At 66.6% G+C, this 21,344-nt stretch carries 24 protein-coding genes and 1 pseudogene; 8 read left to right on the forward strand and 17 right to left on the reverse strand.

Annotated features, from left to right (window positions below):
- The 4 genes and pseudogenes from DYI42_RS24230 to def (DYI42_RS08215) form a co-directional block, all read right to left on the reverse strand.
- Positions 1-93, reverse strand: a pseudogene (locus tag DYI42_RS24230) (methionyl-tRNA formyltransferase); the annotation flags it as partial.
- A gap of 22 nt (positions 94-115) precedes the next feature.
- Positions 116-610 carry a peptide deformylase gene (gene def, locus DYI42_RS08205; RefSeq protein ID WP_213545453.1) on the reverse strand — a complete coding sequence of 165 codons (495 nt, stop codon included), beginning with the start codon at positions 608-610 and terminating at the stop codon, positions 116-118.
- Positions 607-1,062 (reverse strand): peptide deformylase, encoded by a 456-nt coding sequence (gene def, locus DYI42_RS08210; protein ID WP_342344630.1) that lies wholly within the window; start codon positions 1,060-1,062, stop codon positions 607-609. Before def (DYI42_RS08210) ends, def (DYI42_RS08205) begins: the two co-directional genes overlap by 4 nt.
- A 2-nt stretch (positions 1,063-1,064) precedes the next feature.
- On the reverse strand, positions 1,065-1,586 hold the full coding sequence (gene def / locus DYI42_RS08215) for a peptide deformylase (protein ID WP_213545455.1): 522 nt from the start codon (positions 1,584-1,586) through the stop codon (positions 1,065-1,067).
- Positions 1,587-1,679: 93 nt separating this feature from the next.
- Here def (DYI42_RS08215) and DYI42_RS08220 point away from each other — a divergent pair, with 93 nt between their 5' ends.
- Positions 1,680-2,846, forward strand: coding sequence for a MalY/PatB family protein (locus DYI42_RS08220; protein ID WP_213545456.1), 1,167 nt, complete (start codon positions 1,680-1,682; stop codon positions 2,844-2,846).
- Positions 2,847-2,858: 12 nt separating this feature from the next.
- On the opposite strand, the gene DYI42_RS08225 is transcribed toward DYI42_RS08220, so the two are convergent.
- Entirely contained in the window at positions 2,859-3,209 is a 351-nt protein-coding gene (locus DYI42_RS08225; protein ID WP_213545457.1) for a hypothetical protein, read from the reverse strand.
- A gap of 212 nt (positions 3,210-3,421) precedes the next feature.
- On the opposite strand from DYI42_RS08225, the gene DYI42_RS08230 reads away from it, so the two are divergent.
- On the forward strand, positions 3,422-4,411 hold the full coding sequence (locus DYI42_RS08230) for a glutathione S-transferase family protein (RefSeq protein WP_213545458.1): 990 nt from the start codon (positions 3,422-3,424) through the stop codon (positions 4,409-4,411).
- Positions 4,412-4,424: 13 nt separating this feature from the next.
- On the opposite strand, the gene DYI42_RS08235 is transcribed toward DYI42_RS08230, so the two are convergent.
- From DYI42_RS08235 to DYI42_RS08250, 4 genes are all read right to left on the reverse strand, one after another.
- A complete protein-coding gene (locus DYI42_RS08235; protein WP_213545459.1) occupies positions 4,425-4,739 on the reverse strand; it encodes a hypothetical protein in 315 nt (104 codons plus the stop codon).
- 18 nt (positions 4,740-4,757) lie between these two features.
- Entirely contained in the window at positions 4,758-6,176 is a 1,419-nt protein-coding gene (locus DYI42_RS08240; RefSeq protein WP_213545460.1) for a tyrosinase family protein, read from the reverse strand.
- Positions 6,177-6,354: 178 nt separating this feature from the next.
- Positions 6,355-6,681 (reverse strand): hypothetical protein, encoded by a 327-nt coding sequence (locus tag DYI42_RS08245; protein WP_244867729.1) that lies wholly within the window; start codon positions 6,679-6,681, stop codon positions 6,355-6,357.
- A 72-nt stretch (positions 6,682-6,753) separates the two neighbouring features.
- Entirely contained in the window at positions 6,754-7,791 is a 1,038-nt protein-coding gene (locus tag DYI42_RS08250) for an NAD(P)/FAD-dependent oxidoreductase (RefSeq protein ID WP_213545461.1), read from the reverse strand.
- Positions 7,792-7,840: 49 nt separating this feature from the next.
- Here DYI42_RS08250 and mnmD point away from each other — a divergent pair, with 49 nt between their 5' ends.
- Both mnmD and DYI42_RS08260 read left to right on the forward strand, forming a co-directional pair.
- Complete coding sequence (gene mnmD, locus DYI42_RS08255) at positions 7,841-8,509, forward strand: tRNA (5-methylaminomethyl-2-thiouridine)(34)-methyltransferase MnmD (protein WP_213545462.1); 669 nt, start codon at positions 7,841-7,843, stop codon at positions 8,507-8,509.
- A complete protein-coding gene (locus DYI42_RS08260; RefSeq protein ID WP_213545463.1) occupies positions 8,506-9,372 on the forward strand; it encodes a DMT family transporter in 867 nt (288 codons plus the stop codon). Before mnmD ends, DYI42_RS08260 begins: the two co-directional genes overlap by 4 nt.
- 16 nt (positions 9,373-9,388) lie before the next feature.
- On the opposite strand, the gene DYI42_RS08265 is transcribed toward DYI42_RS08260, so the two are convergent.
- Positions 9,389-10,834 (reverse strand): MORN repeat-containing protein, encoded by a 1,446-nt coding sequence (locus tag DYI42_RS08265; RefSeq protein ID WP_213545464.1) that lies wholly within the window; start codon positions 10,832-10,834, stop codon positions 9,389-9,391.
- A 166-nt stretch (positions 10,835-11,000) separates the two neighbouring features.
- Here DYI42_RS08265 and DYI42_RS08270 point away from each other — a divergent pair, with 166 nt between their 5' ends.
- Both DYI42_RS08270 and DYI42_RS08275 read left to right on the forward strand, forming a co-directional pair.
- A complete protein-coding gene (locus DYI42_RS08270) occupies positions 11,001-12,659 on the forward strand; it encodes an NAD+ synthase (protein ID WP_213545465.1) in 1,659 nt (552 codons plus the stop codon).
- Between the two features lie 4 nt (positions 12,660-12,663).
- Positions 12,664-13,602, forward strand: a complete 939-nt coding sequence (locus DYI42_RS08275) for a 1-phosphofructokinase family hexose kinase (RefSeq protein WP_213545466.1) — start codon at positions 12,664-12,666, stop codon at positions 13,600-13,602.
- Between the two features lie 91 nt (positions 13,603-13,693).
- On the opposite strand, the gene DYI42_RS08280 is transcribed toward DYI42_RS08275, so the two are convergent.
- The 6 genes from DYI42_RS08280 to folK form a co-directional block, all read right to left on the reverse strand.
- Positions 13,694-14,464 carry an SseB family protein gene (locus DYI42_RS08280; RefSeq protein WP_213545467.1) on the reverse strand — a complete coding sequence of 257 codons (771 nt, stop codon included), beginning with the start codon at positions 14,462-14,464 and terminating at the stop codon, positions 13,694-13,696.
- A complete protein-coding gene (locus tag DYI42_RS08285) occupies positions 14,461-15,048 on the reverse strand; it encodes a uracil-DNA glycosylase family protein (protein WP_213545468.1) in 588 nt (195 codons plus the stop codon). The genes DYI42_RS08280 and DYI42_RS08285 overlap by 4 nt, the downstream gene beginning before the upstream one ends.
- A gap of 62 nt (positions 15,049-15,110) precedes the next feature.
- Positions 15,111-15,740, reverse strand: coding sequence for a DUF2062 domain-containing protein (locus DYI42_RS08290; protein ID WP_342344629.1), 630 nt, complete (start codon positions 15,738-15,740; stop codon positions 15,111-15,113).
- A gap of 85 nt (positions 15,741-15,825) precedes the next feature.
- Positions 15,826-17,943: a RelA/SpoT family protein gene (locus DYI42_RS08295; protein ID WP_213545470.1), complete on the reverse strand. Its 2,118-nt coding sequence runs from the start codon at positions 17,941-17,943 to the stop codon at positions 15,826-15,828.
- 22 nt (positions 17,944-17,965) lie between these two features.
- Entirely contained in the window at positions 17,966-18,319 is a 354-nt protein-coding gene (gene rpoZ, locus DYI42_RS08300) for a DNA-directed RNA polymerase subunit omega (RefSeq protein ID WP_213545471.1), read from the reverse strand.
- A gap of 103 nt (positions 18,320-18,422) precedes the next feature.
- Entirely contained in the window at positions 18,423-18,989 is a 567-nt protein-coding gene (gene folK, locus DYI42_RS08305) for a 2-amino-4-hydroxy-6-hydroxymethyldihydropteridine diphosphokinase (RefSeq protein ID WP_213545472.1), read from the reverse strand.
- Between the two features lie 134 nt (positions 18,990-19,123).
- On the opposite strand from folK, the gene DYI42_RS08310 reads away from it, so the two are divergent.
- Positions 19,124-19,699 carry a LabA-like NYN domain-containing protein gene (locus DYI42_RS08310; RefSeq protein ID WP_074258203.1) on the forward strand — a complete coding sequence of 192 codons (576 nt, stop codon included), beginning with the start codon at positions 19,124-19,126 and terminating at the stop codon, positions 19,697-19,699.
- A gap of 70 nt (positions 19,700-19,769) precedes the next feature.
- Here DYI42_RS08310 and DYI42_RS08315 read toward each other — a convergent pair whose 3' ends face one another.
- Entirely contained in the window at positions 19,770-20,246 is a 477-nt protein-coding gene (locus DYI42_RS08315) for a c-type cytochrome (RefSeq protein WP_213545473.1), read from the reverse strand.
- Positions 20,247-20,378: 132 nt separating this feature from the next.
- Here DYI42_RS08315 and ispH point away from each other — a divergent pair, with 132 nt between their 5' ends.
- A complete protein-coding gene (gene ispH / locus DYI42_RS08320) occupies positions 20,379-21,329 on the forward strand; it encodes a 4-hydroxy-3-methylbut-2-enyl diphosphate reductase (protein ID WP_213545474.1) in 951 nt (316 codons plus the stop codon).
- Positions 21,330-21,344 lie beyond the last annotated feature (15 nt).

Below are 21,344 nucleotides of genomic sequence, written 5' to 3' on the forward strand. Positions count from 1 at the left end.
GGTGTAGACGCAGACAATCTCGTGCCCGGCGGCATGGAGCGCATCCAGCGCGGGCACCGAAAAATCGGGCGTTCCCATGAAGATGATCCGCATCGCTGCCTCCCTCGTGCGGGCCTCAGCCCCGCTTGGCCGCCTTCTTCAACAGCATCTGCCGCTTGGTCCGGCTCAGCCGGTCAAAGAACATCCGGCCCTCCAGGTGGTCGATCTGGTGCTGCACACTCGTCGCCCAGAGGCCTTCAAACTTCTTCTCCACCCGCGCGCCGCTCTCGTCGGTATAGGCCACCGCCACCCGCGACGGGCGCGAGAGCTTTGCCGAAATGCCCGGCACATTGGGGCTCGCCTCTTCCCAGTCGAACAGCTCTTCGCCGACCATGGTGATCTCGGGGTCGGCCAGCCGCACCGCCTGCCCGCGCTCTTTCGAGCAATCCACCACCGCGAGCCGCAGCATCACGCCGATCTGCGGCGCGGCGAGGCCGTAGCCGGGCATGGCCTCCATGGTGTCCACCATGTCATCCCAGATCGCGCGGATCTCGTTGGTGATCTCGCCCACCGGGGCGGCGGGGGTTTGCAGGCGCTTGTCGGGCCAGGGGATGAAGGGGCGGGGGCTCATGCGCCCACCTCTTCGAGCCCGTCGATGATGAGCTTGCCGTCGAGATGGTCGGCCTCGTGCTGGGCAATCGCCGCCTCGGCGCCCTCCAGCTCCACGCTCTGCGCCGCGCCGCCAAGATCGAAGTAATCGAGCCGGATGCGCGCAGGGCGTGTCATCTCCACCGGGCGCCCGGGGATCGAGAGGCAGCCCTCTTCCATCGTGGCCATCTCTTCGCCCAGTGGCGTGATCACCGGATCGAGGCACACCCGAGGGGTTGCCTCGCCTTCCTTCCAGCCCGCATCCATCACGAAAATCCGCCGCAGCACGCCCACCTGCGGCCCGGCAAGGCCCCGGCCCGGCGCGGCATACATGGTCTCCAGCATGTCGGTGGCGAGCGCCCCCATGTCGAGGCAGCCCACAGGCGCGCAGGTGGCCTTCAGCCGCTCATCCGGCCAGAGGACGATCGGCAGCACGCTCAAGCGCGGGCCTTCTCGCGCTTCAGCTTCTGCATCTTGCGGGTGATCATCTGCCGCTTCATCGGGCCGAGATAATCAATGAAGAGCTTGCCGTTCAGATGGTCGATCTCATGCTGCACGCAGGTCGCCCAGAGGCCGCTGAACTGCTCTTCCGTCTCCGCCCCGTCGAGTCCCTGCCAGCGCACCTTCACCTCCGCCGGGCGGGTGACATCGGCATATTGCTCGGGGATCGAAAGGCAGCCCTCTTCATAGGTGTTCTTCTCCTCCGAGGTCCACACCACCTCGGGGTTGATCAGCACCATCGGTCGCGGCTCCTCGGCATCGTCCTTGATGCAATCCATCACCAGCAGGCGCCGCATCTCGCCGATCTGCGGCGCCGCCAGCCCGATGCCGGGGGCGTCATACATGGTTTCCAGCATGTCATCGGCCAGCCGCTGAAGCTCACGGTCGAATTCCGTGACCGGGTCGGCAGGCTTTTTGAGCCGCGGGTCGGGGTGGATGAGGATATCGCGCAGGGACATGACGATGGATTTAGGACAGGCGCGGGCGCGGTGCAACAAGGGTTGCACCCGCCGCCCCCTGCGTTAGCTTCGCGCCGAAGCAAGGAGTGCCCCATGACATTCGACAAGATCGGTCCCCGCTTCGGCGGCCACACGCAAAAGTTCGACGGAATGCCGGAGCGCACCGGAGTCACTTCCGCAGACGGAATCCCGATGTGGGTGGCCGATATGGACTTTGACGCCCCCGACTGCGTGCGTGATGCCCTCCGGGCCGACATCGACCGGGGCTACCTGGGCTATTACGCTGATACGTCCACCAATACGGCCGCAATCTGCCGCTGGCTGCGTGAGCGCCACGGCTGGGAGGCGCAGCCGGAGTGGATCGGCTTCACCCATGGCGTCATCGCCGGTTTCGGAATGGCACTCGACGCGTTTTCCGAGCCTGGAGATAACATCATCCTTTTCACGCCCGTCTATCATGCCTTCTTCGGCAAGGCGAAGGCGATGGAGCGGGGGGTGCTGCAATCGCCAATGGTGCTGCGCAATGGGCGTTACGAGATGGATCTCGAAACGCTGGCGAGCCAGTTGACCGGGAAGGAGAAGGTCCTGGTGCTCTGCTCGCCGCACAACCCGGGCGGTCGGCTGTGGAGTGCCGAGGAGATCAAGGCGGTGGCCGCCTTCTGCGAGGCGCACGACCTGATCCTTCTCTCGGATGAGATTCACATGGACCTCACCTTTCCCGGCGTGCGGCACCTGCCCACCGCCGTTGCCGCGCCGGAAGCCCTGCCGCGCCTTGTGGTCATCACCGCGGCTTCGAAGAGTTTCAACCTCGCCGGGCTCGAAACCGGCTACTGGGTCGTGCCCGACGACGACCTGCGCCAGCGGTTCGACAAGGTGGCGAAGAACCGTGGAGGCTCGCCCAACCGTCTTGGCATGATCGCCATGGAGGCGGCGCTGACGCAGGGGGCGGATTGGCTTGATGCCGTGCGTGACTACATCGCCGCCAATTACGCGCTCTTCACCGATCGCATTCGCCGGTTGCCGGGCATCGAGGTAATGGAGATGCAAAGCACCTATCTTGCCTGGGTCGATTTCACAGACACCGGCCTTTCACCGGAAGAGATAGAGGCCCGTCTGCGTGACCGTGCTGGCATTGCAGCGAGCCCCGGTCCCGCCTTCGGGCAAGGCGGTGAGCACTGCATGCGGTTCAACCTTGCCCTCCCCAAGGCGAAGCTCGAAGAGGCGATCCTGCGGATGGAGCGGGTGTTCTCGAATTCCTGACGGGTTTCGGCGTCAGAGGCTGGTGATGTAGCCCACCGGCGCATCGCTGGCCCGCTCGAAATCGAGCGGCGCCGTGTCACTCGCCGCCGTGTTGCGCTTGAACTCGTAAATCCGCTCACCGGCCTCTTCGCGGCTCGTCACGATGAGGCACTGGTAGAGATGGCGCTCACCGTCGAAAAGGTCGACAAGCCCGCGCAGGTTTGGTGCCGGGTCGGCGGCCAAGGCAAAGCCCTTCGACCAGAAGCGCAGCACCGGGTAGCTCTGCTCCCCGTCGCGGACCTTTAGGCGGCTCTTGCGACGTTCCGCGTCGCGGCGTGCGGCTTCAAGTCCTTCGCGGACCGATTGCGGCAGGAAATCAGACATTTGGCAGCTCCACTCCTTGGCCGAGAGCATTGTGACCGAATCGGGTGACGTCAAGGTTAACGTTGTCGCGCGACGCCCACGCGACACTGTGGCAACACGCGAAGGCCCTGTTTGGTTGCGTGCGAAAATGCACAAAAACAACTACATTCGTGCCGGTATCGCGCCATATGCACAGGGGCTATATTGGTGCCAGACAGCAGAAGGAGAGCCCCATGGGACGCCTGGTGAATGGCGAGTGGAAAGACGAGTGGTATGACACCGAAAAGAGCGGCGGCAAGTTCGTGCGCTCCACCTCTGCTTTCCGCAACTGGATCACCGCCGACGGCAGCGCCGGCCCCTCCGGTGAAGGCGGCTTCGAGGCCGAGAGCGGGCGCTATCACCTCTACGTGTCGCTCGCCTGCCCTTGGGCGCACCGGGCGCTGGTGTTTCGCGCGCTCAAGGGCCTCGAAGAGCATATCTCCGTCTCCGTTGTGCATCCCGACATGCTCGAAAACGGCTGGGAGTTTCGCACCGATTTCCCCGGCGCCACGGGCGATGCGCTCTTCGGCAAGGACTACCTCTGGCAGGTCTACACCCACGTCGATCCCGAGATGTCAGGCCGTGTCACCGTGCCGGTGCTCTACGACACCAAGCGCGATACCATCGTGAGCAACGAAAGCTCCGAAATCATCCGCATGTTCAACTCTGCCTTCGACGGGATCACCGGCAACACCGATGATTACTGGCCCGAAGAGCTGCGCGACGACATCGAAGAGGTGAACGCGCGTGTCTATGACACGGTGAACAACGGCGTCTACAAATCCGGCTTCGCCACCTCGCAGGAGGCCTATGACGAGGCGGTGCATCCGCTGTTCGACAGCCTCGACTGGCTGGAGGATCGCCTGTCGCGCAATCGCTACCTTATGGGCGACCGCCTGACCGAGGCCGACTGGCGGCTGTTCACCACGCTGGTGCGCTTTGACGAGGTTTATCACACCCATTTCAAGTGCAACCGCAACTTCCTGCGCGAAATGCCCAACCTCTGGGCCTATGCGCGCGAGCTTTTCCAGGTGCCCGGCGTCGCCAGCACCTGCGTGCCCGCGCATTACATCCGCCACTACCATTACAGCCACGACACGGTGAACCCGCATCGCATCATCCCGCTGAACCCGGTGCTGGACTGGACGGCCCCGCATGGGCGCGAGCGGCTGAAGGCGGCCTGAGGGCCCGGGGCGGCTACTCGGTCTCGATCACGTCGAGATCGAGCGCCTCATAGCTGCCGTCGGCGGCCTCGCTGCACAGGGTGAGCGCCTCGCCCGGCTTCAGAGGGCGGCTGCCCCGAGCGCGCGTGAGCCGTATCATCAGCATCGCCTTCTCCCGGGCCGCCGACCCTTCACCGCGTCCGAATATGGTCGCGGTTCCGATCGGCTCGGCCTCCGGCCCGTCGTCCTGCCGGAACGCATGAACGATGTAGCTCTCCTCCGGGATGCGCCGCAGCCAGACGCGCAGGATGCCCTCTTCGGCGGCCTTGGGCGTGAGGGTGATGTCCATGCGGTCTCCGTTTCCGGGTCAGGTCTTGGCGTAGGTGCGCAACGCGCAGCCGGCGTATCTCACGGTTTCAGGCGGCATCACCTGCCCGCTCTCATCCAGAACCAGCAGATAGAGGTTGAGTTCCGGCACAGTGTGCTTGCGCCCGATATAACGGCGCAGGCCCCGGGTGCAGTCAATCGTATAGCGCGTGTGCCGGTAGCGCAGCGGGTGCTTGGCGCGCCGGTCATAGGCATCGCGCGCCGCCAGCGCCGGGTTGCAGTGGCCCGGCGCGCCATGGCACTGGCCATGGCCAAAAAGGAAGAGCCGCCCGGCGAAGCTGTCATCCTCGTAGCCGGTCTCCTCGGTGCAATGAGGGTTCTCGATATAGGCCCTGATCTCATAGCTGTCTTTCGGCGGGCGCAGCTGGAGGAACTCGATCTGCGCCCGCGCGAAGCCCGCCTCCACCAGCCCCAGCCGGATCTCCTTGCAGGGCGTCGCTGCAGCCGAGAGCGGGCCGGTCACACCGCCGTCCACGGTTCCGGTGGCCGCATCGGCGGCTTCCACCGAGTCGTTGGTGTAGATGTAGCGCAACTCGGCCTCATGGTTGATGAGATCGCCCCCGATCCGCCCGTCAAAAACCACGGTATCCAGCACATGGTCGGGTACATTGGCATTGGGGTGCAACTCCTGCCAATCGGCCCAGACCTTGTCGACCATGCTGTGATGCAGCCAGAAGAGCGGATCGTAGGCCGCCGACAGCACCCGTGACATATCTCCCGCCTGGCCCGGCAGCGGCGAGGCGGCGCCACGCCCGCCCACATCCACATGGATCGCACCATGGGCGCCGAAGTTGAAATCCTGCTGGAAGACCATGAAGTTCGGGTTGTCCATGTAGCGGTCCACCTCGTCCTTCAGCATGGGAATGTCATTGCGCAGCCGGTCGGGGAACCGCTGGGTGAACACATCAGGCCCGGTCAGCCCCTGCGAGAGCGCCCGGTAAAGGCTTGGCGCGGCGAAGAGCGGGTTCGGCACGGTCTCGCCCGCAGCGTTCACATAGTCCGCCTCGTCGAGGATCTTCGGCAGGCCGTTGGGTGCATGGGTGTCGTTGCGCGCCTGGGTCCAGTCCCAAAAGGGCAGGGTAAGCTCCAGCTCGTCGTCGTCGCGCTTCCACTGCAAAGCTGTGTTGAGCGCCTTTTCGAAGGAATAAACGTAGGAGCGATGCCAGGTCAGGAACACCCGGTCATCGTCGTGGCAGAGGTCCTGATCGTAGCCGTGGCCACGGGCCAGCGCCATGTAGCCACGGCGGTCGCCGATGGCGATCTCGGAAATTTCATACATCGCCGCATAGGCATCGCGAAGATCCTGCACGTCCTCCGGGTTCAGCTTGACGAGATCGAACCGCATGAGAGGCAGGCCGGCCTGTTTGCGGCGGTAATTCAGCTTGGCAATCGTGGTCATGGTGCAAATCCTCCGAGTAATTCCGGTTGTTGGAAATGCCCGCCATTCTACCACGAATTGCGCGCGCGGGCGAGGACGTTGACCTAGCGTAGGCAGGCCGCGCGGTTCGGTGCTCAGCTGTCGCCCGCCGCTCCTGGCCTCGGGTAGTTGCGCAGGTAGTTCGTCATTTGCCGACGTATCAGCGCGTTGGCATCATGCACCTCGTAGGCCACCCCGTCGCCTCCGCGACGCGGCGCACCTGAAGCTCGAACTGGTCTTCCTTGCCATCGGTGTCGATCATCACCACCTTCGGCGCCTTGCCGGTGACCGAGGCCGCGAAAATTGCTTGGTGCACGCTGTCGATCGAGCTTCGCTTGTCGAGCCCAAGCTCGATCACCTGGCCCTCCGTCTCGCAGTCCACCCGGATGAAGTGCATGTCGTAGCCCACGTTGTAGGGGTGGCGCACCTCCGCCTCGCCATGAGCGAAGAAGCTGCAATAGATCAGGGCAAGGGCAAGCTCGGACATCCGGCGACAGATTAGAGAGGCGTTAACCTTTTGTTAACACTTTTTGGAAAGCCCGGCTTAGCGGGCCGCGCCCTAAAGGCTGTCTTCCACCCGGAAGCCATCGGGGATCGCGTCGCTGCCGTCCAGCACCAGATCGGCCATCACCCGCGCCACCCCCGGCGCCATCCCGAAGCCGATCTTGAAGCCGCCGTTGGCCACGAAATGCCCCTCCCGCCCGGGCCACGGCCCCAGCATCGGCGCGCGGGAGCGGGCGCGCGGGCGCAGCCCGGCCCAGCGTTTAAGCACCTGTGCTCCGTGGAGCAGCGGCACCAGCGCGCAGGCCTTCTCCAGCAGCACATCGAGCTGCCCATCGGTGCCCAGCCCGTCGAAGTCGCGCTCCGATGTAGAGCCGATGGCCACCGTGCCATCGGCATGGGGCACGACATGGAGACCATCGGCAAAGAGCTGCGCCGCCTCCGGGGCCTCGAAATGCAGCAGCGCGGCCTGCCCCTTGATCGGCACGCCCACCGTCCGGCCCACGTCTTCCGACAACGCCGCCAGCCCCGCCGCGCCCGTGGCCCAGACAACCGGCCCCCGCGCCTCCGCCTCGCCAATCACCACTTCGGCGCCTGCCGCCTCGAGCGCGGCCACAAGGGCGGTGCAGGCGCGGGCCGGGTGCAGCCGGGCGGTGACCGTGTCGTGGACATATAGCCCGGTCGCCGAGACGGGCCGGAAGGCCGGGGCCTCCTCCACCCCGATCACGCGCCACTCCGCGCGGCCCTGCCAGAGTGCCTTGGCGCCCTCGGCCCGCGCCCGCGCCAGTGCCTCGCCGCCGGGCGCCACCGGCTGCACCCGGCCCGTGCGGGCATAGCCCGGATCAACCCCGCCGGCAGCCTTTACCCCGGCCCAGAACTGCTCTGCCGCCAGCAGGCTCTCCAATTGAAACGCCTTCTTCGGGTTCCAGTTTTCCGGCACATGCGGTGCGAGCGCGCCGACCACGCCGCCCGACGAGCCTGCGCCCACGCCCTCGCGCTCGATCACCCGCACCTTCGCCCCGCGCCGCGCGCATTCCCACGCGATGGACAGACCAAACACCCCGGCTCCGCGCACCGTCACCTCTGCCATGGACATCCCTCCGCGCCGCCGCCATTCTCCGCCGCGACTCATAGGCTATCCCCCGATGCACCACCATCCCGCCCGCCTCGCATGGCGCGACAACGGCACCCCCGTCTCGACCCGTTTTGACGACCCGTACTTCTCGCTCGAGAACGGGCTGGCCGAAACGCGCCATACCTTCCTCGCAGGCAACGGCCTGCCCGAGCGGCTGCGCGAGGGCTTTCACGTGGCCGAGCTGGGCTTTGGCACCGGGCTCAACCTGCTCGCGCTCTGGCACATGGCGCGCGCGGCGGGCGTGGCGGTGCGTTACACCGGGTTCGAGGCCTTTCCGATGGCGGCAGAAGACGCCGCGCGGGCGCTGGAGCCCTTCGCCCCGGCCTTTCCCGATCTGGTGGCGGCGCTGGCCGCGCAATGGCCCGAGGGCGGCGGCACGATCACCGCGCCGGGCCTTTCGGCGGAGGTGATCGTGGGCGACGCGCGGGCGACGCTGCCCGCGTGGCAGGGCCGGGCGGATGCGTGGTTTCTCGACGGCTTTTCGCCCGCCAAGAACCCCGAACTCTGGGAAGCCTCGCTGATGGCCGAGGTGGCCCGCCACACGGCGCCGGGCGGCAGCTTTGCCACCTACACGGCAGCGGGCCACGTGCGCCGGGCGCTGGCGGAGGCGGGCTTTGCCGTGGCCCGCCAGCCGGGTTACGGGCGCAAGCGCCACATGAGCACGGGAACCCTCGCATGAAGCCCCGCAGCGCGCAGGCCAACGGCATCCTGCTGATGATCGCCACTACTTTCATCTTCGCGGTGCAGGATGGCCTCTCGCGGCACTTGGCCGAGGCCTATCCGGTGATGATGGTGGTGATGATCCGCTACTGGTTCTTTGCCGCCTTCGTGCTCACCATCGCCGCGCGCGCGCCCGGCGGGCTCAGGGCGGCGACCCGCTCGAAGAAGCCGCTGCTCCAGATCTTCCGGGGCGTGCTGCTGGCCGCCGAGATTTGCGTGGCGGTGCAGGCCTTCGTGCTGCTCGGGCTGGTCGAGGCCCATGCGATCTTTGCCTGCTACCCGCTGATCATCGCCGCTCTTTCCGGGCCGGTGCTGGGCGAGAAGGTCGGCTGGCGGCGCTGGGCCGCCATCGGCGTGGGGTTCTGCGGCATCCTCGTGATCCTGCGGCCCGGCTTCGGCGTCTTTGCGCCCGCCGCCGTTGTGCCGCTGGTGGCTGCGGGCATGTTCGCGCTTTACGGGCTGCTGACCCGCGCGGTCTCCCGGCATGACAGCTCGGCCACCTCCTTCTTCTATACCGGCACCGCAGGCGCGGTGGTGATGACGGCGGCGGCGCTCTGGCAGTGGGTGCCGATGACAGCGCCCGACTGGGGCTGGATGGCCATGCTCTGCCTCACCGGCGCGCTGGGGCACTGGACGCTGATCAAGTGCTACGAATTTGCCGAGGCCAGCGCGGTGCAGCCATTCGCCTATTTCCAGCTGGTCTTCGCCTCTGCGGTGGGCGTGATCTTCTGGGGCGACATCCTGCCGCCGGCCACCATCCTCGGCGCGGCCATCGTTGTCGGGGCAGGGCTGTTCACGCTCTGGCGCGAACGGCAGGCCTGACCGCCCGGCGCTGCTGTCAGCCGCCCGAGGGCGTGTCGGCGTTCTCTTCGGTGGTGGCCTCTTCTTCGGCGGGGGCGCTGGCGCGGGTCAGAATGCCCTTCTCCCACTCGCCGCTCTCCACCTCGCCGGTGGCGTAGGTCATGGTGCCCATGCCCTGCCGCTTGCCCTCGGCAAAGAGGCCCTCGTAGACGTCGCCGTTGGCATAGGTGGCCACGCCCTTGCCGTCGATCTCGCCCGCGGCCCAGCCGCCCTCGTAGGTGAAGCCGTCCGCCATCGTGATCTTGCCCTGCCCGTCGCGCATCCCGGCCTTGAAGCCGCCCTCGTAGGTGGTGCCATCGGCATAGGTCGCTACGCCCTGCCCATCGCGCAGCCCGTCCTTCCACGCGCCAACGTATTTGTAGCCATCGGGGGAGGTCATGGTGCCCTGGCCGTGGTTCTTGGCGTCCTTGAAGCCGCCCTCGTATACCATGCCACCCGCATAGCGCGCCACGCCCTCGCCCTCGATCACGCCTTCCACCCAGCCGCCGGTGTAAACCGAGCCGTCCGGGTAGGTGATCGTGCCCTGCCCATGGGCCAGATCATCGACGAAATCGCCCTCGTAAACCGAGCCGTCAGGGTAGGTTACCTTGCCCTTGCCGTGAATGCGGCCCTCTTTCCAGTCGCCGGTGTACTTGTAGCCGTCCGAGCCGGTGAAGCTGCCTTGCCCATCGCGCTGATCGGCCTTGAACTCGCCGTCGTAAACATCGCCGTTGGCATAGGTCACCTTGCCGCTGCCATGGCGCTGCCCGTTGACGAGCAGGCCGGTGTAAACGTCGCCGTTGGGCTGGGTCAGCGTGCCGAGCCCGTTGATCTGGCCCGCCTTCCACGCCCCGTTGTAGGTCAGCCCGTCGGGCATCGTCAGCACGCCCTGGCCGGCGCGCTGGTTGCGGCTGAAGTGGCCGTCGTAAACCGAGCCGTCGGCGTAAGACATCTTGCCCTTGCCTTCCTTCACCCCGGCCACCCAGGCGCCCTCGTAAACCGAGCCGCCCGGCGAGGTCATCGTGCCCTGGCCTTCGTGGCGGCCGTTCGCGAAAGACCCCTCGTAGCGCCGCCCGTCAGCATAAACGGCCACGCCCTCGCCGGTCATCTGGCCGTTCTTCCAGTCGCCCTCGTAGGTGCCGCCATCGGCAAAGGTGATCTTGCCCTGGCCCTCGGGTTTGCCCTTGGCAAAGGCGCCCTGGTAGACTGAGCCGTTGGGGTAGCGTGCCACGCCCTGGCCGAGAATCTCGCCCTCCACCCAGTCGCCCACGTACTCGTAGCCGTTGGGCAGGGTGTAGCTGCCCTTGCCGTGCTGAAGCCCGTTCTTGAAGGTGCCCTCGTAGACACCGCCGTTCTCGTATTGCTTGATCTGCTTGTCCTGCGCCGCCAGCGGTGTGGCCAGCGCCAGAGTGGCTGCCAGTGCGATATGTCCTGCCCGGATCATTGGGATTGTCCTTTTGGCTGCCCCTTGCCCTCTTGTCGCGGGGGCTCTGCCCGCGCGGCCCCGAGGGTAAGGCTCGCTGCGCCGGGTCGCAACGCTTTTTGGGCGGCCCACCTTTCACTTCAGCGTCAATCTGCTAAGTCGGATCGCATCAAGGAGAGGCACGCGCATGGCCGACAGGTTTCGCATCACCCTGGCACAGCTGAACCCCACGCTGGGCGACATGGACGGCAATGCCGCCAAGGCCCGCGCGGCCTGGGCCGAGGGCAAGGCGGCGGGCGCCAACCTGGTGGCCTTCACCGAGATGTTCATCTGCGGCTACAACGCGCAGGATCTGGTAGATCGCCCAGCCTTCGCCGCCGATGCGGTGGCCCATGTCGAGGCGCTGGCGAAGGACTGCGCCGACGGCCCCGCCATCGCCATCGGCTGCCCCTGGCCGGAGGATGGCAAGCTCTTCAACGCCTATTTCATCCTCAAGGACGGCAAGGTGATGACCCGGTTGCTTAAGCACCACCTGCCCAACGAGACGGTGTTTGACGAGGTGCGCATCTACGATGCCGGCCCGCTCGGCGGCCCCTATGCGGTGGGCAACGTGCGCATCGGCTCGCCGATCTGCGAAGACGCCTGGCATGAAGACGTGGCCGAAACGCTGGCCGAAACCGGCGCCGAGTTCCTGCTCGTGCCCAACGGCTCGCCCTACTATCGCGGCAAGATGGAGACCCGGCTCAACCTGATGGTGCAGCGCGTCGTCGAAACCGGCCTACCGCTGATCTATCTCAACATGGTGGGCGGTCAGGATGACCAGGTGTTTGACGGTGGCTCCTTCGTGCTGAACCCCGGCGGGGCGCTGGCCTTGCAGATGCCGGTCTTCGACGAGGCGGTGGCGCACCTCGACCTTGAGCGCACCCCGGAGGGCTGGCGCGCCGTGGAGGGCGAGAAGGCCGCGCTGCCCGACGACTGGGAGCAGGACTATCGCTGCATGGTCCAATCGGTGCGCGACTACTTTGCCAAGACCGGCTTCAAACAGGCCCTGCTCGGCCTCTCCGGCGGGGTCGATTCCGCTCTGGTCGCCGCCATTGCCGCCGATGCGCTGGGCCCGGAGAACGTGCGCTGCGTCATGCTGCCCTCGGAATACACCTCCGAGCACTCGCTGGAGGATGCCAAGGCCGTGGCCGAGCGCCTCGGCTGCCGGTACGACTTCGTGCCGATCTCTGGCACGAGGGCGGCGGTGACGGAGGCGCTTGCCCCGCTCTTCGAGGGCACCGAGCCGGGCCTGACGGAAGAAAACATCCAGAGTCGCCTGCGCGGGTTGCTGCTGATGGCGCTCTCCAACAAGTTCGGCGAAATGCTCCTGACCACCGGCAACAAGAGCGAGGTGGCGGTGGGCTACGCCACCATCTACGGCGACATGGCAGGCGGCTATAACCCGCTGAAAGACCTTTATAAAACCCGCGTCTTCGAAACCTGCCGCTGGCGCAACGCCAATCACCGGCCCTGGATGCTGGCGCCGGGCGGCGAGGTCATCCCCCCCCGCGTGATCGACAAGCCCCCTTCAGCGGAGCTGCGCGAAGACCAGAAGGACGAAGACAGCCTCCCCCCCTACGAGGATCTCGACCGCATCCTCGAAATGCTGGTCGATGAAGAGGCCGCTGTGGCCGAGGTGGTGGCCGAGGGGTTTGAACGCGAGGTGGTAAAAAAGGTCGAACGCCTGATCTTCCTCAGCGAATACAAGCGCTTCCAGTCCGCACCGGGCACGCGCCTCACCAAGGCCGCCTTCTGGCTCGACAGGCGGTACCCTGTCGTCAACCGCTGGCGCGACCCCTCGTAGCGCCATGCGCCCCATCCTCACCCTTACCCCCAACCCGGCGCTGGATCTCTCGGCGTCGGCGCCCTCGGTGCGCCCCAACGTGAAGCTGCGCTGTAGCCCTGCCACGGTGGAGCCGGGGGGCGGCGGAGTGAACGTAAGCCGCGCGGTGCACCAGTTGGGCGGCACCTCGTGCTGCCTCGTTGCGCTGGGCGGGGCGACGGGGGCGGCGCTGGAGACCGGGCTGACGGCGCGCGGGCTCGATGTGCTGCGCGTCGAGGCCCCGGGCGACACCCGCCAGAGCCTCGCAGTCACCAGCGAGGACAGCGGCGACCAGTTTCGCTTTTCGCTGGCTGCGGCTGACTGGGCGGAGGCGGATTGCGCCCGTTTCATCGATGCGGTGAAAGCGGCGGTGGCGCCCGGCGCCCTCATCGTCCTCTCCGGCTCCCTGCCGCCCGGGATGGCGCCGGAGTGGCTGGCCCCGCTCGGCGCCATCGTGGCGCAGGCCGGGGCCGAACTGGTGGCTGATACCTCGGGCGCAAGTCTGAAGCTGCTCGCCGCCGAAGGCGGCGCCCACACCCTCCGCATGGATCACGCCGAAGCCCGCTTCCTCTCCGGCACCCAGCTCGCCGACGTGGCCGAGGTTCGTGCCTTTGCTGCCACGCTCACCCGCGCCACCCCCCGCGTGATCGTCGCCATGGGCGCGGCAGGCTCGGTGATGGCCAGCGCCGACGGCAGCGCGTGGCACGCCGCCGGGGCCGATGTGCCGGTGGTCAGCAAGGTCGGCGCGGGCGACAGCTTCGTGGGCGGCTTCGCCCTCGCGCTGGCCCGAGGCGCGCCGCCCGAGCAGGCGCTGCAATCCGGCATGGCGGCGGCCTCCGCAGCGGTGATGACGGCAGGCACCGAGCTGTGCCGTCTTGAAGATTACGACCGCGTTCTCCCGGACTGCACGCTGACGCGGCTCTGATCACAGCAGCTCATCGGCCCTCGCGGTCCTCTTCGCAGCCGCCCCGTCAATGCGATGAGTGGCCGACAGGCCTCGAAGAGCGGCCCCGGCCTCAGCGCAGCTTCGGCGGCTTGTCCGGGTTCGAGCCCGGTGCCTCCGGTTTCCACGCTTCCCGGACCTCCGGCTCGGGCAGGTCAAATCGCATACCCTGCCGCGCCATCGCCTGGGCCAGCGGCGTGCCGTCGTCGAGGAAGGCCACATCCAGCGCGCCGCTCTCCAGCCCGGAAAACTTCAGCGCCTCGTTTGCCGCGCCCGCCAGCGCGTGCTCGGCACCCTCCCGCGCGTCGACGAAGGCCAGGAGGTGGCCCTCCGCGCCGGAACGGTAGCTGGCCTTCACCAGCAGGGCCGCCTTCGCCAGCCCCGCCGCCGTGGCGAGCTTTGCGTCCAGCGCCACCAGCAGCGCCTGCGGCAGGGCAGGGGCCGCTACCTCCACCGGGATCTCCTCGGCGGCCTCCGGCCCGTGGCCCAGCGTCTCCGCCAGCCAGTCGATTGCGGCGGCAGGCAGCACCATGGCCGAGGGGGCCTCAAGGTTCAGCCCCAGCCCAAGGCCCTGGCCCGCCATCATCGCCACCAGCCCCCGGCCCGACAGCGCGGCAAAGGCCGCCTCGCCCTGGGTGAAGCCCACCAGCCGCTCTTCGCTGTCGAAGGCCAGCAGCAATTCGCCCTCGCCGGTCTCCACCGAGCGGGGCGAAATCACCTCGCCCTCCGGCTCGCCTTCCAGCAGCAGGAACAGCTGGCTGTCGGCCAGCCGGGCATAAAAGGCGAGCCGCTCGGCCTCTCCGCCAGCCTCCATCGCCGCATGGGCTTCATCGAGCGTGGTCATAGAACCTCCTTCACCCGGGCGCGCAGGGCCGGGAGCAACTCGGCCTCGAACCAGGGGTTTTTCTTCAGCCACCCCGTATTGCGCCAGGAGGGGTGGGGCAAGGGGAAGACCCCGGGCGCATGGTCGCGCCAGCCTGCCACCATGCGGGTGACGCCTGCGCGCTTCGCCTCCGGGCCGAGGTGCCATCCCTGCGCGTAGCCGCCCACCAACAGGGTGAGCGGGGCGGGTCCGATGTGCGCCAGCGCCGCCTCGCGCCATGTCTCGGCGCAGATCGCGGGCGGCGGCAGATCACCGCCCTTGGCGTCATAGCCCGGAAAGCAGAAGGCCATCGGCAGGATCGCCACGCGGGCGGTGTCGTAGAAGGTGTCGCGGTCGATGCTCAACCAGTCGCGCAGCCGGTCGCCGGAGCGGTCGTTGAAGGGCAGGCCGGTTTCATGCACGCGCATTCCCGGCGCCTGCCCCACGATCAGCAGCCGCGCCCCCGCCGCGAACCATGGCACCGGGCGCGGCGCATGGCGGGTGGCGGTAGCGGCAAAGCGGGCGGCGCAGAGGCGGCAGGCGCGGATGTCGTTAGGCAGCGGCATGGCCGGAGTGTAGCCCGCAGCGCGCGGCTTGCCACGCCACCGGCGGGGCAGGGGGCTCAGGCCTATTCGCCTGCCACCTCGCTCTCCTGCTTCTTCCGCTTGGCGGCGATCTCCTGCAGCTTGGCCTTGAGCTGGCCCTTGCGGCGTTGCTGGTAGGCGGTGATCAACGGAACCGAGATGTAATAACAGACGGTGGCGCAGATCACGCCGGGGATGATCCCGCCCACGAGGTAGGGCAGGAACACATCTTCATAGAACCCCGCGAGCTTGCCCCAATGGGCCGTTTCCGGGGTGAAGATGGCGCGCACATTGTGCCACAGGTCTGAAACCGCCCCCGAAAACGCTTTCGCCAGCCCGTGGCTGTCATCGGGGTTGGGATTGCGGCCAAAGACCGGGCGGGTGCCCAGCATTGCGTGGCCCAGTCTGAGCGAGAGGGCCGCGATGATCGGGAAAGTGATCGGGTTGCCGAAGAAGGTGCCCAGAATCGCGGCAAGGATATTGCCGCGCATCACCTTTGCCACGATGAAAGCCGACAGGAAGTGCAGCCCGTAGAACGGCGTGAAACTCACGAAGACCCCGGCCCAGATGCCCCGCGCAATCCGGTTGGGGGCGTCGGGCAGGCGGCGCAGCCTGTGGCGGACGTATTGCGCTGCCCGGTACCAGCCGCCGCGCGGATAGAAGAACTCGAGCACGATACGCGCCCAGCTTCGCCTGTCCCTGCGCCTGAATACCAAGCCTCTTCCCCTGCTGCCCGGCCCCCTCTTCAGGGCCGGTGGTTCATGGTTTGCGGTCCGTGTTCTTGACCCGGGCAATCTCGGCCACGTCGCTGTCGGCCTCGAGTGCGGTCTGCACCATGTGCAGGTGCTCCACGTCACGCAAGTCAACATCTATCAGCAGACGATAAAAATCCTGTTTCCTGTCGATAAAATGCAGATCCGAGATGTTTGCCTTCTGCTCGCCAATCAGCGTGCAGATGCGCCCCAGGATGCCCGCGTCGTTCGAGATGGTAAGCTCGATGGTCACGGTGTTCACCGCGCCGTGCTGGCCGGAGTGCCACTGAAGGTCCACCCAGCGCTCCGGCTCGTCGTCGAACTCCACCAGCACGGGGCAGTCGATGGCATGCACGATCACGCCCTTGCCGCGATAGGTGATTCCCACGATCCGTTCGCCCGGCACCGGCTGGCAGCATTGCGCCCGGGTCGAGATCTGCCCCTCGGGCAGGCCCACAACCGAGCGGGCCTCGTCCACCACCTCGCCGTGGTGGGCATCGGCGAGGTCAGGGTAAAGCGCGCTCACCACGTCGCGGGCGGTGAGCTCGGCAGAGCCGAGCCGCGCCAGAAGCTCTTCATGGCCGGGCAGCCCCAGCGTGCGCGCCGCCGTCGTCAGCGCCTTCTCGGTGGCCCGCTTGCCGATGTGCTCAAAGGCCACGCGGGCCAGCTCGCGGCCCAGCTTGATGAAGCGCTCGCGGTCTTCCTCCCGCAAGCTGCGGCGGATCGCGCTCTTGGCCCGGCCCGTCACCACAATATCCAGCCAGGTCGGCTGCGGGCGCTGGCCCTCGGCGGTGATGATCTCCACCTGCTGGCCATTCTTCAGCCGGGTCCAGAGCGGCACCCGCAGCCCGTCGATCTTGGCGCCCACGCAGCTGTCGCCGATGCGGGTGTGAATGCCATAGGCATAGTCGATCGGCGTAGCCCCGCGCGGCAGCTTGATCACCTCGCCCTTTGGGGTGAAGCAGAACACCTGGTCCTGGTACATCTCCAGCTTCACGTGTTCGAGAAACTCGTCGTGGTCTTCCACGTCGAGCCTGTCGGTCAGCGAGCGGATCCATTGCGCCGGGTCCACGGCAAAGCGGTTTTCGGCGCGCACCCCGTCGCGGTAGCTCCAATGCGCGGCCACCCCGGCCTCGGCAACATCGTGCATCTCGCGGGTGCGGATCTGCACCTCCACCTGCTTGCCATCCCGGCCCGCCACGGTGGTGTGGATCGAGCGGTAGCCGTTGTTCTTGGGCGCGGAGATGTAATCCTTGAAGCGGCCCGGCACCGCAGTCCAGCGCGCATGGATGGCTCCCAGTACGCGATAGCAATCCTCTTCAGTGCCAACAATCACCCGAAAGCCATAGATGTCGGCCAGCCGCGAAAAGCTTTTCTGCTTTTCCTGCATCTTGCGCCAGACCGAGAAGGGCTTCTTGGCGCGGCCCAGCACCTCGCCCTTGATGGCCGACTTCTTCAGCACCTTCTGAATGTCGCGGGTGATGCTGTCGATCACATCGCCGCTTTCGCGCTGAAGCATGATGAAACGGCGGATGATCGAGTTGCGGGCCTCCGGGTTCAGCACCTTGAAGGCCAGGTCTTCCAGCTCCTCGCGCATCCACTGCATGCCCATTCGGCCGGCGAGCGGGGCAAAGATATCCATCGTCTCGCGCGCCTTCTGGGCCTGCTTCTCCGGGCGCTGAAACTTGATGGTGCGCATGTTGTGCAGCCGGTCGGCCAGCTTGACGAGCAGCACCCGCGGATCACGGCTGACGGCCATGATAAGCTTGCGGAAGTTCTCGGCCTGCTTTGTCTCGGAGGAGTTGAGCTGAAGGTTCGTCAGCTTGGTGACGCCATCCACCAGCTCGGCCACCTCGGCCCCGAACAGGCGCGACACGTCGGAGTAGCTGGCCATCGTGTCTTCGATGGTGTCATGCAGCAGCGCAGTGATGATCGTGTCATCATCCAGCATCTGCCGGGCCAGCAGCTCGGCCACGGCGACGGGATGGGTGAAGTAGGGCTCGCCCGATTGCCGCTTCTGGCCCTCGTGCATCTTCTCGCCAAAGGCAAAGGCCCCGGCGATCCGCTCGGCGTTGCAGTTCGGGTTGTAGGAGGAAACGAGGGCGACGAGACCGTCAGCGTCCATGCCTGTCGCCCTTGGTTCGGGGTTACTTCTGTTCCTGCGCTTCCATCAGGGCGCGAAGGAGCTTCTCTTCCGACATGTCGTCGTCGGCGGGCTTGTCCTGCTCGGCACCCATCAGCAGCGCCATCGCGTCATCCTCGGGCTCGTCCACCTCGATCTGGGTCTGGTAGCTCTCGATCATCCGCTCGCGCAGATCCTCGGCCTGCTGGGTCTCCTCGGCGATCTCGCGCAGGCTCACGACGGGGTTCTTGTCGTTGTCGCGGTCCACGGTGATGTCGCCGCCCGAGGCAATCTCGCGGGCCCGGTGCGCAGCAAGCATGACAAGCTCGAAGCGGTTGGGGACTTTATCGACGCAATCTTCAACGGTGACGCGGGCCATGGAGGTCTCCTGCAGGGAGGGTTGGGCAGTGAAGGCCGCTATGTAGCGGGGGCCGGGGCGGATGGCAAGGGGGCGGGGGCCGGTTTTGCAGGGGATTGCGGCACTATGACAGGGGTCTGACCTCTGCGCGGGCAGCCTCGGGCAGGGCCGCCGCCATTTCCGCCACCGTGAGGCCCGTGACCGGGTGCGCCCAGTCCGGCGCCACCTCGGCCAGCGGCACCAGTACGAAGGCCCGTTCGGCAAGGCGCGGATGGGGCAGGATCAGCTCGCGCGGCGTCTCCTGCGCGGCGCTCTGCGCCGAGAGCCCGGCCCAGCGCCGCCACGTGGGCCTGTCGGGGCACACCGCATCGCCCCAGGCGATCAGGTCCAGGTCCAGCGTGCGCGGCCCCCAGCGTCGCTCCCGCACCCGCCCGTGGGCCGCCTCCACCTCGTGCAGCCGTTCCAGCACCGCCTCTGGCGTCAGTGTGGTTTCCACCAGCGCCGCCGCGTTCACGAAGTCAGGGCCGTTGCCGGGCGGAAAGGCGGGGGTCTCAAAGAGGCGACTTTTTGCCACTATGGAAAATGATTCGCCTTCAAGGGCGGAAAATGCAGAAACCACCGTTACATTTGGGGAACCAAACGGTGACGCTGCGTTTGACCCCGCGGCAATAAGTGCTTTTGTGACCGTCATATGACATTTGGAGGGTTGCGACCGACTTTTTTCACACTATTTTCCCCCACGCTCTCGGGGCAAGTCCACTCTTTCCCTCCCGCCACCACCACATATCGGGGGAGCTCCGGGGCCATATATAGAAAGGGTATTTGATGTTCTACCGTGATGAGCGCCTCGCTCTGTTTATTGACGGGTCAAATTTGTACGCTGCGGCCAAGGCTCTTGGCTTCGATATCGACTACAAGCTGCTCCGTCAGGAATTCATGCGCCGCGGCAAGCTGCTGCGGGCGTTCTACTACACCGCGCTGCTGGAGAACGATGAGTATTCGCCGATCCGCCCGCTGGTGGACTGGCTGCACTACAACGGCTTCTCGATGGTGACCAAGCCGGCCAAGGAATACGTCGACAGCCAGGGCCGCCGGAAGGTGAAGGGCAACATGGACATCGAACTGACGGTCGATGCTATGGAGCTGGCCCCGCACGTCGACCACATCGTGCTCTTCTCCGGCGACGGTGATTTCCGCCCGCTGGTCGAGTCTCTGCAACGGCAGGGCGTGCGCGTGTCGGTGGTCAGCACCATCCGCAGCCAGCCCCCGATGATCGCCGACGAGCTGCGCCGCCAGGCCGACAACTTCATTGAGCTGGATGAGCTGAAAGAGGTCATCGGCCGCCCCCCGCGTGAGCCGCGCCCCGAGCCTGCGGGTGCCGAAGAATTGACGCGCGACTGATCGCGGATCGCAGCGGTGGGCGCAGATTGCCCACCCTGCCTTGAGAGGCCTGCCGTTACGGCGGGCCTCTTCAGTTACGGGTCGCCTCGAACTGCGCGTTCATCCCGTTGTGGGCCTCGATGATCTCGGCGGGCCATGTGCTTTTGATATAGGCGAGCGTCGCGAGGATTTCCTCGTCGCTCAGCACACCCTCGAAGCCCATCATGTTGCTCTGGTAGCCCTGCCCCACGACCGCCTCGGTGCCGTATTTGGTGATGGCAAAGAGCATTGCATCGGGGTGGTGCCAGGTGTGGCCGCTCTCGTCATGCGGCGGGGCAGGCATCATGCCGTCTGCATCCCTCTCGCGCCAGTTTGCCACCTGCCCCTCAAGCGCGGCACCATGGCAGGCGGCGCAATTCTCGGCATAGAGCGTTTCGCCAAGGGCCACGGCCTCCGCATCCGAATATGGCAGCATCCCGGCCGATGTCTCGGCCTGCCCCGGCAGTGCCAGCCAGCCCAGCCCGGCCACCAGCGCCAGCCCGCTCATCCCCATGATCGCCTTCTTCATCCGCTCGTCTCCTCATCGCATCGGCGGCGAACCTCGCACCTTCCAGTAGGGGGAAGGCAAGCCCCCGCATCTCACGCCTGCGTCAACGCCCCGCGCTTTACGAGGCCGCCGCGAGGCACTACCTCTCTCCCCATGGAAAAGCCGCCCCTCACCCTCCTTCTCGCCGCCCCGCGCGGTTTTTGCGCCGGTGTCGACCGGGCGATCAAGATCGTCGAAATGGCGCTTGAGAAATGGGGCGCCCCCGTCTACGTGCGCCACGAGATCGTCCACAACAAATACGTGGTGGACGGGCTGCGCGAAAAGGGCGCGGTGTTCGTGGAGGAGCTGGAGGAATGCCCGGACGACCGGCCGGTGATCTTTTCGGCCCACGGGGTGCCCAAGGCGGTGCCCGCCGAGGCCGCCAAGCGCGAAATGGTCTATGTCGATGCCACCTGCCCGCTCGTCAGCAAGGTGCATATCGAGGCCGAGCGCCACGCGGCAAACGGCTTGCAAATGGTGATGATCGGCCATGCCGGCCATCCCGAGACCGTGGGCACCATGGGCCAGCTGCCCGAGGGCGAGGTGCTGCTGGTGGAAGTGCCCGAGGATGTGGCCGGCCTTGAAGTGCGCGACCCCGAGAAGCTGGCCTTCGTTACCCAGACCACGCTTTCGGTGGATGACACCGCCGAGATCGTCGCCGCGCTCAAGGCTCGCTTTCCCGCCATCGTCGGGCCGCACAAGGAAGACATCTGCTATGCCACCACCAACCGGCAAGAGGCGGTGAAGGCCATCGCGCCGCGCGCCGATGCGCTGCTGGTGGTGGGCGCGCCGAACTCGTCCAACTCGCGCCGCCTGGTCGAGGTGGCGCGCCGTGCGGGCTGCTCCTATGCCCAGCTTGTGCAGCGCGCGGGCGAGATCGACTGGCGCGCGCTCGAGGGCATTTCCAGCGTTGGCGTCACCGCCGGGGCCTCCGCCCCCGAGGTGCTGATCGAAGAGGTGATCGACGCCTTTCGCAGCCGCTATGACGTGAGCGTGGAGATGGTGGAAACGGCGCAGGAAAGGGTGGAGTTCAAAGTGCCCCGCGTGCTGCGCGAACCCGCCTGAACGCCCGCCGCCATG

Source organism: Vannielia litorea (genome assembly GCF_018424695.1).
GTDB classification, from domain to species: Bacteria; Pseudomonadota; Alphaproteobacteria; order Rhodobacterales; family Rhodobacteraceae; genus Vannielia; species Vannielia litorea_A.